This is a genomic window from Streptomyces sp. NPDC001714, assembly GCF_042892755.1.
GTDB lineage: Bacteria > Actinomycetota > Actinomycetes > Streptomycetales > Streptomycetaceae > Streptomyces.
In genome coordinates this window covers 325,779-338,812 of sequence record NZ_JBIAUL010000012.1, presented here as the reverse complement: position 1 = coordinate 338,812, position 13,034 = coordinate 325,779, and the positions used below count along the sequence as shown (strand labels likewise).

The 13,034-nt window shown below is 69.8% G+C and carries 11 protein-coding genes and 3 pseudogenes; 7 read left to right on the top strand and 7 right to left on the bottom strand.

Features of this window, described 5'->3' with window-relative positions:
* Window positions 1-313: 313 nt before the first annotated feature.
* Window positions 314-601, bottom strand: a pseudogene (locus ACFY0P_RS30290) (transposase); the annotation flags it as partial.
* Window positions 602-824: 223 nt separating this feature from the next.
* Between ACFY0P_RS30290 and ACFY0P_RS30285 the strand changes: the two are divergent.
* Window positions 825-1,403 (top strand): HEAT repeat domain-containing protein, encoded by a 579-nt coding sequence (locus tag ACFY0P_RS30285; protein ID WP_388919949.1) that lies wholly within the window; start codon window positions 825-827, stop codon window positions 1,401-1,403.
* Between the two features lie 37 nt (window positions 1,404-1,440).
* Here the strand turns inward: ACFY0P_RS30285 and ACFY0P_RS30280 are convergent.
* The 3 genes and pseudogenes from ACFY0P_RS30280 to ACFY0P_RS30270 form a co-directional block, all read right to left on the bottom strand.
* Window positions 1,441-1,584: pseudogene (locus ACFY0P_RS30280) on the bottom strand (transposase); the annotation flags it as partial.
* A gap of 157 nt (window positions 1,585-1,741) precedes the next feature.
* Window positions 1,742-2,227: a hypothetical protein gene (locus ACFY0P_RS30275; protein ID WP_388919946.1), complete on the bottom strand. Its 486-nt coding sequence runs from the start codon at window positions 2,225-2,227 to the stop codon at window positions 1,742-1,744.
* A 73-nt stretch (window positions 2,228-2,300) separates the two neighbouring features.
* A complete protein-coding gene (locus tag ACFY0P_RS30270; protein WP_388919943.1) occupies window positions 2,301-2,681 on the bottom strand; it encodes a hypothetical protein in 381 nt (126 codons plus the stop codon).
* Between the two features lie 180 nt (window positions 2,682-2,861).
* Here ACFY0P_RS30270 and ACFY0P_RS30265 point away from each other — a divergent pair, with 180 nt between their 5' ends.
* On the top strand, window positions 2,862-3,395 hold the full coding sequence (locus ACFY0P_RS30265; RefSeq protein WP_388920027.1) for an AAA family ATPase: 534 nt from the start codon (window positions 2,862-2,864) through the stop codon (window positions 3,393-3,395).
* A 479-nt stretch (window positions 3,396-3,874) separates the two neighbouring features.
* On the opposite strand, the gene ACFY0P_RS30260 is transcribed toward ACFY0P_RS30265, so the two are convergent.
* Window positions 3,875-6,508, bottom strand: a complete 2,634-nt coding sequence (locus ACFY0P_RS30260; RefSeq protein ID WP_388920024.1) for a hypothetical protein — start codon at window positions 6,506-6,508, stop codon at window positions 3,875-3,877.
* 353 nt (window positions 6,509-6,861) lie between these two features.
* On the opposite strand from ACFY0P_RS30260, the gene ACFY0P_RS30255 reads away from it, so the two are divergent.
* The 4 genes from ACFY0P_RS30255 (at window position 6,862) to ACFY0P_RS30240 (ending at window position 10,599) form a co-directional block, all read left to right on the top strand.
* Entirely contained in the window at window positions 6,862-7,341 is a 480-nt protein-coding gene (locus ACFY0P_RS30255; protein ID WP_388919940.1) for a hypothetical protein, read from the top strand.
* A 472-nt stretch (window positions 7,342-7,813) separates the two neighbouring features.
* Window positions 7,814-8,293 carry a hypothetical protein gene (locus ACFY0P_RS30250; RefSeq protein WP_388919937.1) on the top strand — a complete coding sequence of 160 codons (480 nt, stop codon included), beginning with the start codon at window positions 7,814-7,816 and terminating at the stop codon, window positions 8,291-8,293.
* Window positions 8,294-8,328: 35 nt separating this feature from the next.
* Entirely contained in the window at window positions 8,329-10,410 is a 2,082-nt protein-coding gene (locus ACFY0P_RS30245) for a M48 family metallopeptidase (RefSeq protein WP_388919935.1), read from the top strand.
* Between the two features lie 66 nt (window positions 10,411-10,476).
* Complete coding sequence (locus ACFY0P_RS30240; RefSeq protein ID WP_388919933.1) at window positions 10,477-10,599, top strand: hypothetical protein; 123 nt, start codon at window positions 10,477-10,479, stop codon at window positions 10,597-10,599.
* A gap of 182 nt (window positions 10,600-10,781) precedes the next feature.
* Here the strand turns inward: ACFY0P_RS30240 and ACFY0P_RS30235 are convergent, their stop codons facing one another.
* Window positions 10,782-11,540, bottom strand: a complete 759-nt coding sequence (locus ACFY0P_RS30235; RefSeq protein ID WP_388919931.1) for a hypothetical protein — start codon at window positions 11,538-11,540, stop codon at window positions 10,782-10,784.
* Between the two features lie 410 nt (window positions 11,541-11,950).
* Here ACFY0P_RS30235 and ACFY0P_RS30230 point away from each other — a divergent pair.
* A pseudogene (locus ACFY0P_RS30230) lies at window positions 11,951-12,196 on the top strand (LexA family protein); the annotation flags it as partial.
* A 29-nt stretch (window positions 12,197-12,225) separates the two neighbouring features.
* Here the strand turns inward: ACFY0P_RS30230 and ACFY0P_RS30225 are convergent.
* Window positions 12,226-13,032 carry a MarR family transcriptional regulator gene (locus tag ACFY0P_RS30225; RefSeq protein ID WP_388919929.1) on the bottom strand — a complete coding sequence of 269 codons (807 nt, stop codon included), beginning with the start codon at window positions 13,030-13,032 and terminating at the stop codon, window positions 12,226-12,228.
* Window positions 13,033-13,034: the final 2 nt, after the last annotated feature.

Below are 13,034 nucleotides of genomic sequence, written 5' to 3'. Positions count from 1 at the left end.
CTGCGGAGGATCACGCCGAAGGCGGGGGAAGGGCAGGGGCGACGGTGGGGGAGCCGTCCGGGACAGTCGCCGATTTCTTCCGCCTGTTGCGGCGCCTGGTCCGTGGATGCCAGGTCCCGCAGAGCCGTCTGGCCCGGCGCCGCACCGCAGTGAGCCGGCTGTCTCCGCGCTTCTCAACGCCGAGCGCTCCACCTCGCCGGCATGTGACGACGTGCTCGCCCTGGTGCACCTGTGCCAGGCCGGAAAAGCCCCGCGGTCACCCGCGGGGATGACCTTCGACGCGAACTGGTGGCGCCTGCGCCTGGACGAGGTCCAGAACCATGGCATCACCGGGACGGGACTTCTTGCGCGAGACCGAGTGCCGGTCTCGGTAGCGGGCGGCGGCCGTCGGGTTGATCGCGAACACGTTTCGCTCCCCGGTCCGCAGCACGTTGACCAGCAGGCTGCGGGACGTCTCGTTCGCGACTGGGATCGGGTTCTCCTCGGCTCGCCGTACCCGGCGAGCCGGTCCAGCAGGAACCTGTAGCCGGCGGCATCGCCGTTCGGCCAGGAGCTGACCGGCGCTGTCGAACAGGGCGACGTCGTGCATCCTCTCCGCCATCAAGTACCGGGACTGCTCAGAGCGTCAGCCCGAGTCGAGCAGTGAACGATGGTCGCGTTGACGGTCACGTGGACGGCTCCGCTGCTGTGATCACACCCGCCAGGTGGAGATCATCCCCCTGCGAGATCACACACCGGGTCCCTTCGAAGGCAGGGGCCGCCTGTGCCTCGTGGGCGTAGAAATCCCTTTGCCGGGGTTCACCTCGTGCCTCGAAACTGAGGTCATGCTCGGATTCGTCAGGACCGACAACGAAGCCCTCGTCGCGTGCCTGGGCGACCCTCAGCGCACCGTTGCGGCATACCACGAGCTGCTGCGACGCGGAGAGTCCGCACTGAGTGCCGTCCGCGCCGGACTGCGTGACGAGAATCCGGCCGTCCGTGAGGGCTGCTGCCGCCTTCTCGATCACCTGGTGGACACCGAGTCGATGGCCGAACTCGTCGCCATGGCCGACGACCCGGACGCCCGCGTCAGGATCGCCGCATTCCACGCCCTGGCCTGTGACCGGTGCAAGGGCGACACCTGCGCACCTGGCCCGGACCGGGTCCTCGAACCCTCGCTGCACCACCTGGTCTCAGACCCCGACCCGCACGTCCGGGCCATGGCTGCCGAACTCGTCGGCAAGTTCGCCCACTCCGATCCACGCGCCCTCGCCGCCCTGAAGGCGTCCCACGCCAACGACCCGAGCCCCGCGGTGCGGAAGAAGGCGGGCTGGTTCACACCCGGCGGGACCATCTACGAACGGACCCTCCCGCCCGCCACCCGACAAGCGGGACAACCCTTCAAGGGTGTTGCACAAGGCTGAGTGTGGGCAGGTCAAAGCGGTTGGCGGGCGCGTCTGCTCATGACGCGAGGACGAGGTTGTGCAGGTGGGCGACGGCCTGGACCGCGTGAGGGAGGCCGTCGCCGCGCCGGTGGCAGTCGCGGAGGATCTTGTAGTTCTTCATCCGGCCGATGACGTGTTCCACCCGGGCACGGACCTTTCGTCGACGTCCCGCCGATCAATCCCCCCCACACACATCACGCACGCCGACGGCCCTACTGATCCTTCCGGGGCGATGAGTACGGGCTCCCAGGAGGAGCGGAAAGGGAAGTCCTGGGGCGGCGGGTCGTTGCCGTCGGTACCAAGGCGGCACTCATGCGCTACGACGCGCTCGGTTCCACTGCCGGGCCGATGCCGCGCAGTTGCCGGATGGTGCCGCCGAGTCTGTCGCGGAAGCCGTCCAGCATCTCCGGCTGGGCGCTGACGATCCAGCGGGTGCCGACCAGGTACTTGCCGCCGTACCCGGAGGCGGAGTCCAGCCAGGTCTCCTTGAGTTCGTCGGTGGGGAAGGTGGTGATGAGGTAGTCGACCTTCTTCGTGTGGCACAGTCCCTGGCGCAGTTCCGTGGCGTTGATGCGGATCTTGGGTTTGCAGCCGGTCAGGTTGGCGATCACTTCGACCTTGGCCGGGGCCACGACGCCGTTCGCGGGGGCGTCCGACACGGAGACCCTCGACTGTTCGCGCTCCGAGTCTGCGTCGTCACCGCCGCCGCAGGCTGCGGTCAACGGGGCGATCGCCAGGGTCGCGGCCAGGGTCGCGCCGCGCATCAGGCGGCCGGCGTGCTGGGTTCGTGGCTGCTGTGGCACGTTGCCTCTCCGTTTCCGGGTGGTCCTGCCCGCGGCCGGCGGTCAGGCGTACGACAAGGGGTACGAGTGAACATCAGTCGTGGTTCAGCCTGCATGGCACGGTGAGCCCGTGGGGCGGCAGGGACGCCGCCCCACGGGCTCCACTCAGGCTCAGGCGCCGGTGAGCGCGGGCCTGTACGTGGTGCTGGTCGGCCCCGTTCTGCAAGGCGCTCATGCAGGCGTGGCCGAGGTGCCGCAGCCCGGCGAGGTTGGGCTCGAACGGCCGGTCGGTGGGCGGGCAGTCCAGGCCGTCGGGGATGCGGGGCACCCGCAGGAAGGCGGCATAGCCGCGGACGCATACCCGCACCGCGCCCGGACTCGCGTCCTCGCCGTCGATCTGAACGTGCGAGGTGTCGGTGACAAGGATCGCCCCGCCGGGCCTCGCCCCGGTGCCCAGGAGGCGGCCGAACCGCAATGGAGCGGGGTACGTATGAGTACTCGTTAAGCAGTGGAGAATATGGTCAAGTTATTCGCTAATGGATATACATCCGCTCGCGTATGCGAGGGTTGAAGTCACCCGTCCGGGCGTCTGCGCCGACGCAGTCCCGGAAACCCCCTGGCACTGTCACCGGCCGTGGGTAACGTGACCGCCGTGATGGTGGGCACCGAAGAAACCCGGCTGGTCGTCCTGCGCGGCAACAGCGCCTCGGGGAAGTCGTCCGTCGCGGCCGGTCTGCGCGAGCGCTTCGGCCGCGGCCTGGCCGTGGTCGCCCAGGACAATCTCCGCCGCATCGTGCTCCGAGAGCGCGACCGGCCCGGCGCCGCGAACATCGGCTTGATCGACCTGACCGCGCGCCACGCCCTGGACGCCGGATTCCACGTCGTCGTCGAAGGCATCCTCTACACCGACCACTACGGCGACATGCTCACCGGGCTGCGCGCCGACCACCGCGGCCCGACCCACGGCTACTACCTGGACGTCCCGTTCGATGAAACCCTCACCCGGCACGCCACCAAGCCGATCGCCGACGACGTCACCGAGACGCAGCTGCGCGACTGGTACCGGGCACGCGATCTCCTGCCCGGTGGCGCCGAGACCGTCATCGGCGCCGACAGCACACTGCACGAGACCGTCGACCGCATCATGCTCGACACCGGCCTGGCCCACCTGCCCGCCGTGGACCGCTGACCGGAGCGCCGCTGCGAGGGACGGCGCAACGCGGGTGCGGAGGGGCCGCGGTGGAGCAGGCCGGCCAGCGGCGCATCGAGGACGGGGACGACGTAGGGGAAGCGGGCCGGCAGCCCGGCCCCCGCACGCAGGACGCTGATCCGGTTCTCGACCGCCACTCACACCTGGACTGTTCCACCCAAACAGGCAGCTGCCCAGGCGAGTCGTTGACACCGTCCAGGTCGTCCGCGCAGACGGGAGCCGCGTGGGCAAGGCCTTGACCTTCCACGGCGGCAGCCAGGCCCGCCTCGCCCGTCGCTGTCACCCTCACTCGCTGACGCTTCGACATCGGCGGACCGGCATGAGCGCATGACCAAACAGTGAGACCAACTGTCCCCCTTCTGAACCGGAACCCGGTACAAGCCTGAGCCGTTCCGTCCGGGGCGATGCGGCTGAGACAGGGCGCGACCGGCCCGTCGGGCTCTGATCGGGGCGCGGTTTCAGGCAGTCTCAAGCTGGTCAGCCAGGTACGCCGAGCGCTCACTCTGAGTCAGGGACCTGTGGACCGCCTGGTTGATCTTCCTCATGGCTGCGAGAGGATCCGACAGAGTGACATCCCACAGCCGGACCCTTTCATCGGCTCCGCCGCCGGCCAGGGCGCGGCCGTCAGGGCTGAACGCCACCGTGTTGACGGTGTCGGTGGGTCCGTTCAGGGTGGTGAGCAGCCCGCCGGTGGCAAGGTTCCACAGCCGGACTGTGTGGTCGGCTCCGCCGCTGGCCAAGGTATGGCCGTCGGGGCTGAACGCCACCGACTCGACGGCGTCGGTGTGTCCGTTCAGCGTGGCGCTCAACTTGCCCGTCGCCACATCCCACAGACGGACCTTCGTATCGTCTCCACCGCTGGCCAGAAGGCGGCCGTCCGGGCTGAACGCCACCGACTTGGTGTACCACGTGAGGATGTCGGAGTGTCTGTTCAGGGTGGTGCGCAACTTGCCCGTCGCCACATCCCACAGCAGGACCGACCCGTCATCTCCGCTGCTGGCAAGGGTGTGACCATCCGGGCTGAACGCCACGGACACGACGGTGTCGGTGTGTCCGTTGATGGTGGTGCGCAGCTTGCCCGTCGCCGTGTCCCACAGCCAGACCGCGCCGACGTCGTCGGCTCCGCCGGTGGCCGCCAGGGTGTGGCCGTCCGGGCTGAACGCCACCGATGCCACGCCATCGATGGGTCCATTCAGAGTGCTGCGCAGCTTGTCCGTCGCCGTGTCCCACAAGCGGACCTTGTTATCGAGTGTCCAAGCCGTCGTATCCGACTCGCCGGTGGCCAGGGTGTGGCCGTCCGGACTGAACGCCACCGACGTCACACCATCGGTGTTCACGGTCAGGCGGTGCTGGAGGGGGAGAGCCGCGGCAGCGTAGAGGCTGGCGATGGCCTCCTTCGTCGGACTGGTCCGGTACGCCTGAACCGCCAGGAGAGACGCCAGGTCAGGGTTGGTCCCGATGAGACCGTCGGACTCCGCGGCGAGTTGGCGGGAAACGGCCATCCGCTGTGCGGTGAGCGCCTGGTGCCGCTGCTGCTCGCTGACCCGGTATTGCTGCCACGCGATCAGTCCGGCGGTGAGGGCGAGCACGAGCAGGACCGACAAGGTCACGGTGAACTGGCGCAGGCGACGGGTAGTGCGGTCGGCTGCTTCTTCTTCGCGGCGGCGGGCAGTGGTGCTGAAGACGAGGAACTCCCGCTCCAGAGCCGTGAGGTCGCTCTCCACGTCCGTGTGGAGGAAGGTCTCCTCGGCTGCGGTGAGCCGGGTACCGCGATACAACGCGCCCGGGTCACGGTCGAGGGCGTCCCAGGTCCGTGCGGCTTCGGTGAGCTGACGGTGAAGACGCAGGCGGTCGCGTGCTTCGTTGATCCATGCCTGTAGCCGGGGCCATGCGGCGATCAGAGCTTCGTGGGCCAGGTCGACGGTGTCCTGCTCAAGGGTCAGCAGGCGGGCGCGGGCGAGGCGTTCGAGGACTTTGGCCGTGCCGTCGGGGTCGCCGAAGTCGAGCTCCGCGCGAGGAGCAGGCCGTCGGGTGTCGGGAGTTCCCTCGCCCGGGGTGATCAGGCGGAGCATGATGCGGCGTACGAGGTCGGCCTGCGACTGGGGCAGCTGAGAGTGGACGTCTTCGGCGGTGCGGGCGATGGCACCGTTGAGACCGCCGGCAGCCTGATACGCCTCCAGGGTGAGGGCCCGGCCTTTGCGGCGGCGCCAGGTCTCCAGCAGGGCGTGGGACATCAGCGGCAGGGCGCCGGGCTCGTCTTCCACCTCATCGAGAATGCGTTGGGTGAGGATGCGTTCCACGATCGTCCCCGCGGTCTGGGCGGGCTTGACGATCGCCTCCCGTAATTCGTCCTGGCCCATCGGCCCGGCCAGCAGCGTCGTGTCCTGCAAGGCGGCGGTGAGCCCCGGATGTTCAGCGCAGCGGCCGAGAAAATCGGCGCGGACCGCAATGACCACCCGCAGCCGGGTGCCCGGGCCGGTGGCGCTCAGGAGCTGGTCGATGAACTCGTTGCGTTCGGCAGCGTCGGCACAGAGGGTGTAGAGCTCTTCGAACTGGTCCACGATCAGCCAGGTGTCACCGTCGCCGTCGGCCGGCCTCAAGCGCTCGGCGTGGGTGCCGAGAGGGTGCTCGCCGGGAGTGAGCACGCGCACGGCGACCGGCCGCGGACCGGCGGGGCCGAGATTGCGCAGACGCGGAATGAGCCCGGCGCGCAGCAGCGAGGACTTACCGCTGCCCGACGGGCCGAAGACCGCGGTGAACCGGAGGGAGCGCGTCAGGTCGAGCAGCCGGTCGGCGAGCTCGCTGCGGCCGAAGAACAGGTCGGCGTCACCGGGCTCGAAGCGGGCCAGGCCCCGGTACGGGGGCGCGGCTTCCTCATCTTCGGTACGAGGCTGGGCCGCCGCTTCTGCGGCCGCCTCACGCCACCGCCCCTCCCACTCCGCCTCATCGCCGCCGCAGGCGCGCACGTAGCCCAGTACGGCCGGCAGCGTCGGCATCCGCTCCCCAGCCGCTGCCTGCGACAGCGTGCTCGCTCCCTGATTCGCGCGCTCGGCCATCACCCGGTACGTCGGACTGCCGGCCTCCGCCCGCACCTTGCGCAACTCAGCAGCAAACCGCGCCACCGGCCCCGCACTCGGATCCAGCGGACTCTCCGGACGCCCCGCCATCAACAACCCCCCCTGCACCGCATCCCCGTGTACGCGGCGTGAGGCCCACAAGCTACGCACCCCGTAGCGGACGGGCAATCCACGAGCACGTTCTTCGGTCAGATCCCCGGCCCTGTGCCCCTGACCTGCGCCCTGCCATTGATCAGGGTGGTTGAGGTGGGCTGCCATTCAATGCCACACCCGGAAAAGTCGAGGTCAGACGAGGTCGGCGGCCAGGGATGTCCCTGGCCGATGGGCCTCCTGGCGGAGTCGTTTGACGGCTCAAGAAGGAGCACTTCATGTACCTGATGCGATGCAGCGCGACCGCCCTGGCAGCGGTTGCGCTCTCCAGTGGACTGCTGGCCTCCGCGGCGGCGTCGGCCGTCCCGGCCGTCACTTCGGCTCCTGCACAGCAGGCAGTCACCGCTGCAGTCTCCAAGGGCGCGACGTGGCACTGTTCCAAGGGCGGCTTCACCGGCTACCTCTACGTCAACTACACCCGCCAGTCAGGCAGGCCCGACAAGGTCAACTGGGTGCAGTACAAGATCACCAAGGGTGGTAACCGCGGGGGGAACAAGGCTGACGTCACCTGGGCTGACGGCGGCGTGGCCCCGAAGCTCGTCTACAAGACGCACAGCGCCAGGCAGGACGGACAGTGGCACTGGCTGGGCGGGTCTTACGGCCGCGGCGGCGGTGACTACGGGTTCTCCTTCGTCTTCGACAAGTCCCACGCCAGTGACCCACGCTGCAGCAGGGCGCTGGGGAGCCGGCTTCCCTAACCCGCCCGTGGCCCGCCCCCGGCCAGGCCGGGGGCGGGCCACCATGCCGCACGCAGGCTGCGGGTACGGCCCGCTCGATCCCGGTGCCGTGGTCCAGCCGGTGATGAGGGCCCGCTCGGCAGCGCCGCGGCGAGCAGTCGACATCGAGACGCCGAACAGCACCTGCACGGCACAGCGCCCGCCCTGACCACCGCGCGGCGTCCGGGGGTTACAGGGATCCGGCCGTCGTCCCGGCCGGCGGTGCCCGGGGCGGGTGGCGCCGAGCTGGACCGCGCCGCTCGAGCCAGCGGTGGTCACGGATCACGGGCAGTCTTCTCCTGCGGGCGGACGTGGTCGGACATGGTGTCCAGCCGTGCCGAAGTCGAGGGCGGCCTGTCGTGAAACTGGGTAGAGGCACCTGAAGCCGGCCTGCGCAGGGCCGTTCTGCGCTACGTTGCCAGTCCTTTGGCGTCCCGTGGAGGAGGAAGACTTCGTGGAACAGCCCGAGGCCGCGGATCTCGCGTTGGGGCGGGCCATCGTGGCGCGGATCGCTCCTGAGGAACTGCCCTATTTCGAAGAGACCGCGGCAAGCCTGCCCCGAGGTACGCGCAGCCGTGGCCGGCGGGGGCCCAAGGAGGATCCGCTGGCCTTCGGCGGCGCCGCCGAACTGGTCGTCACCAGCATCGCCTGCGGGGTCGCCACCGAGGTGGTGAAGACGATGGGCGCGACGGTGGGCAGCGGACTGGTTGCCCGGCTCCGGCGGCTGCTGACCCGCGGCCGCAGTGCAGATCCGGCGGAGCCCGATCCCGGCGGCCAGGCATCGCCGCCTGCCCTCACCGAGGAACGGATCGCCGAACTGGGGGCAGCCGCAGGACGTAGCGCTGTCCTCCTCGGTCTACCGCCGGACCGCTCCGAGTTGCTCGCTGAAGCGGTCCGGGACCATCTGAGAGCGGCCGACCGGCCCAGCGCATGACGGCCACGGGGAGTGGTGCACCGCCCCAGGAGACGGTGCCGCCGCGCCGACCGCTGCCCTCGGGCACGCTCGTCGCGTTCGTGCTGCTGATCTGCGCGGTGCTGTCGTTCCTGTCGGTCCTGCACCCCGGCTACGCCGACGTCATCGCCGGTGACCGAGGCGGCCGAGACCTCAACAGCTGCGTCCGCGAAGCGATACGGAAGGCCGGTGGGACGGGCAACTTCATCCAGTCCCACACCCGGCAGCGGCAGTGCGACTCCGGTGACGACCGCACCTCGCAGGGCATCCTCGTGTCGTATGCGATCCTCGCCGTGGCGACCGCCGGGCACTACCGGTTCCGGTCTGCCCGCCGCGCGCGCCGCCGCGGGGTGCGGCCGCTGGACCCGGCGCGCTTCCCCGTCCTGCACACGGAGACCGGCCGCCTGGCCGTCGGTGCCGGACAGGCCCGCAGGGTCACCTTTCTGGTGGACTTCCTCGACTCCGGGGTGAACGGCGTCACCTTCGGCCGGGCCGGCCACCGGCGGATCATCCTCAGCCGCGGCCTGATCCGGCTCCTCGACGGGAGCACCTCAGATCGCGCCGCCTTCCGCGCCGTCGTCCTCCACGAACTGGCCCACCTACGCAACCGCGACGTCGACATCACTCTTGTCACCCTCGGGCTGCTGCGGTGCTACTTCGTGCTGATGCTGTTCCCCCGGATGTTCGGGGACCTGGTCGGACTGCTGTTCGTGCCCGGCGCCGCCCCGTACGCCGGGCCGGCGCTGTTCGACTCGGCCGTGTTCGGCGCGGTGCTGCTCGCCGCCCGCTCCACCATCCTGCGGACCAGGGAGTTCCGGGCCGACGCCCGGGTCATGGAGTGGATGGGTACGGCGCAGCCGTTGCTGCACGCCTTCGACCTCGCCTCGGCCGCGTCCGGCGGCCGCCCCCCACGGTCGGTGCGCGGCTGGTGGGCGAGGACCACCCGCACCCATCCGACGTTCGCCCAACGTCGGGCCTGCCTGGCCGACGAGGCGCTGTTGATGCACCCGGGCTTCGGATTCGCCTTCGTCATCGGGTTCTGCCTGCCTGCCGCCTGGGACCCGGTCTCCTCGGTCACCGCGCAGGTCCGGCAGGGCGGCGGCATCAGCGGCTGGTGGCCACCAGGGCTGATCACCCTGCTGCTGGTGCTGGTGCTGCTACTGACTGCGGTCCGTGCCTCGCTGCACCAGCTGAGGCATCGGGCGGGGGCGCCCTCGCCGGTGCCGTTCCGGCTGGGCGTGGGCCTCGGGGTGCTGGCGGGCCTCGCGCTTGCACCAAGTGCGGTCGCGGACCATCTGATGCTGCCGGGGATGCGCTTCTCTTCACAGGCTTCCGGCTGGCTGGCGGTGGCGCTGCTCACACTGCTGTTCACCATGTGGTGCCAGTACCTCGGTGACTCCTGGGCACGTGCGGTCGACCTGGCACGCCGGCCGTTCGTCACCCTCACGGGGGTGGGTCTCGTGGTGGCGTGGGCGGTGGCGGCGGAGGCGGGAACCGTCTTCGGGCTCCAGTGGCAGATCGAGTACGGCCAGTTCATGGACAAGCGCCTGGCCGCTCTGCCGGGCCCGCTGCACGCCGCAGTGTGGACGCAGTACACCTATATGACAGAGCTGCTCTCCCCTTGGTGGCTGCTCGCACTGCTCGCGGTACTCCTGGGGGTGCCGCTGGCCGGTGCAGTACGCGGGCGGCGGACGTCTGGTGGCGTGGTGGTGCCGGAGCGGCCGGCGCGGCGCGCCCTCGCCCCGGTGCTGGGTGCGACCGCGCTGACGGCGGTCCTGCTGCCGCCCGCCTACACCTGGTGGGCACATCAGCGCGGCCTCGACTGGCTGGCATCCCCGAGCCTCCTCACCCCGATCACCGTGGCCGTGGCAGCCGGGACGCTGTCCGGTGGGCTGGCCAGGACCCGCAGCATGGTGTGGGCCGTGGCTGCCTCGCTGGCGGTGGGCCTGCTGTTGGCGCTGCCGGTACCGACGGGCATGTGGAGTCTCCAACTGGGCGTCGGGGTCGAGGGTGCCGTCCTCGGCACCCTGCTCATGGCGGCGATCCCGCGCGGCCGCCTCCTGTCCCGGCGCACGGCGGCACTGGTACCAAGGCCGTGAAGTGTGCGGTTCGGTGAACCGGACCCCGTGATGCACTGTTCGATCTTGTCCGACCGGAACCGGCTTGTGCCTGCCGAGCGTCGCCACCTGCCCGAGAATCGCTCGGCCGGTGGCCTGTTGATCAACTACTACTTCGAGGACCGCATCCTCTACGGCTCGGACGCGTTCTGGGTGGAGATCGCCGACTGAACTGAATCTCCAAAGCCCGCTGGGCCGGCCCCGGACCGGCGACGGAACCCCTTTCCGTCGCGGGTCCGGCGGTTTCGCCGTTCTCGCGACCGAGCCGCGAACGCCGCTACGGCGATCGTTCGCCCAGCCCGGCGAACGGGGCCGTCCAGGGCGGCTCCGATGCCGTGACACCAGGGCAGAGCTCAGGGAGTGTGGCTGTCTGTCTCTTGTGGTCGCATGAAGTGGAGGTCGTCGCCCCATGCGTCCAACACCTCGCCGTGTCCGGCCTCCCGGGCCGCCTTCTCGACAAGGGTGAACAGGTGCCGCTGGAGGGAAACGTCGCCTGTTGCCGAGATGAGGTACACGGCACGGAGCAGCTCGTCGGTGTCCCAGCCCGGCAGCGGGTACCGGGCGAGCTCCCACTCCAGGTACTTGTTGTAGGGGCGGGGGCGACGGTGGAGAGCGAACAGCAACTCGAGCAGGAGCCGCATGCTGTCGGCCGCGTCGAGACGGGCGGCCAGAGCCCGGCCGTCCCGGTGGTTCTTGACGGAGCGGTAGAGAGAGTTGGCGTACGCGTCGAGCCATCCGGCGGCGTCACGGAACGCCTCAGCGGCGTCCAGCCGGCCCCAGTCGGCGACGATGCGGGCAATGCCTCCGTCAAGCCGGTCGAGAACGATCCGCGCACGGGCAAGGGCATAGCGTTCCCAACCGGGCATCCCGGCCCCGCAGAACTCGGTGAGAGTGACGATGACGAGGTCGAGCTCGGTGCTGCGGTGACCCGCGAAACGGGTCAGCTCGGTCGTCGCGCCATCGGCAAGGACCACGTACAGGTCGTGGTCGGAGTGCGGGGTGATCATGCCGTCGTGGGCCTGGGAACCTTTGAGGACGAGACCGACGACAGCTGGATCAGCGGCAGCGAGCTCGACGAACGCGTCGTAGGTGGGGGGTTGCTGAGCAGTCATGGTGTGGATCTCCGGTGGGGTGATGACGGGTACGCCCGCTGGGGCGACCCCGTTACGAGGCGCCCCGCACCGTCCGCGGCCGCACGTGGCTGCCGCCCGCAAGATCAACGCACGTCTGGAGCCTATCGCCCAGCCGGGTCATGGGGGTAGGGCATTGAGAGACGTCAAGATGCTGGTGATACGACCGACGAGCTCACGTCAGAACAGCCGCGCCCTTCTCCCAAAGCCCGTCCGGAACAATCCAACTCCCTGTGCCCCGCCCCACGTGGGAGGGTGTCCTGTCGTATGTGTGCGGCTGTAGGACAGACGCATCCGATCAACTGGTCAACCCACCAAAGGGGCACGCACTAGCCCGGCGGCGCGTGCGTCACTGGGCGTCCGGCCTGCGAGGCAGGATCGAGAGGCCGGTTGTGGTCGGCGTCTCCATGATCGATGCGGCGATTTGTGACGGCGACACCGTCACCGTACGCAAGACGGACAGCGCCGACCATGGCGACATCGACGCTGCGCTCCTGGACGACGAAGCCACGGTGCAAGTGCTGCGTCGGCAGGACGGGCGGGTGTGGCTCGAGCCGCGTAATCCGTTGTACGACCCGATCCCAGGCGATGGCACCCGCGTGCTCCGCAGGGGCGTCGGTGTCCTGTGCCTTCTCTGATCATGAGGATCTGTGGCAATTTCTGCGTGTCACTGTGAGCCGGTGGCCACCAGGGTCGCGGTGATGGGTTCGAGCTCGGTGATCAGTTCGTCGAGTTCGGCGGGGGACAGGGCGTCGTAGGGCGGGGTGGCGAGTTCGTCGGTGAGGGTTTCGATGCGCTGTTTGGTCGCGCGGCCGGCGTCGGTGAAGTGGCCGTGGGTGTCGATGAGTCCGCGTTCGCGCAGGCCGTCCATGACCGCGGCCAGGCGCTCTTTCGGCAGGTGATGGATGCGTCCGAACGACTCCGGGGGGTGGATGCCCTGTTCCAGGGCGCAGAGCACGTGGGCCTCCGTGCCGCCGATGCGTGCGCCGACGAGAGCGGCGATGTGCCCGTCGCCGCGGTGTTCGCGCAGCATGGTCGCGGAATGCCACAGCCGGGCGACGGGGTCGCTGGGTACTGCAAGGGTGCGCATGCCGGCGTACATCACCCGGCCTTCGGTGGGGGCGCTCGTCGCGGCCTTGGTGGTCAGGTCTGCGGCGCGCACCAGGCCCGGTGAGCCGGCCAGTTCGTCGCCGAGGATGCGTCGTAGGGAGGCCGCGCTGCCCCGCTCCCGCGCGGCGACGGAGGCCTCGGGCGGGATCGTCTCCCAGGCGCTGGGGATGTGCCGTGCGGCTTCCCCGTCGGCGAAGTTGTAGAAGGCTGCGTGCACGACCTGGGCCGGCACCCGTCCCAGTGGTGCGGCGCGGCTGGCGAAGTAGCCGTCCCAGTAGGAGCGGTGGCCGAGTGCGGCCAGTTCCTCGTTGCACTCGTCGGCCATGAAGGTGACCACGCAGATCGGCTCCAGGAGCTCGAACATGC

Excerpts from the sequence above, each read along its gene's own strand:
- ACFY0P_RS30285 (WP_388919949.1), top strand. The coding sequence starts at position 825 with ATGCTCGGATTCGTCAGGACCGACAACGAAGCCCTCGTCGCGTGCCTG.
- ACFY0P_RS30265 (WP_388920027.1), top strand. The coding sequence starts at position 2,862 with ATGGTGGGCACCGAAGAAACCCGGCTGGTCGTCCTGCGCGGCAACAGC.
- ACFY0P_RS30255 (WP_388919940.1), top strand. The coding sequence starts at position 6,862 with ATGTACCTGATGCGATGCAGCGCGACCGCCCTGGCAGCGGTTGCGCTC.
- ACFY0P_RS30235 (WP_388919931.1), bottom strand. The coding sequence starts at position 11,540 with ATGACTGCTCAGCAACCCCCCACCTACGACGCGTTCGTCGAGCTCGCT.
- ACFY0P_RS30225 (WP_388919929.1), bottom strand. The coding sequence starts at position 13,032 with ATGTTCGAGCTCCTGGAGCCGATCTGCGTGGTCACCTTCATGGCCGAC.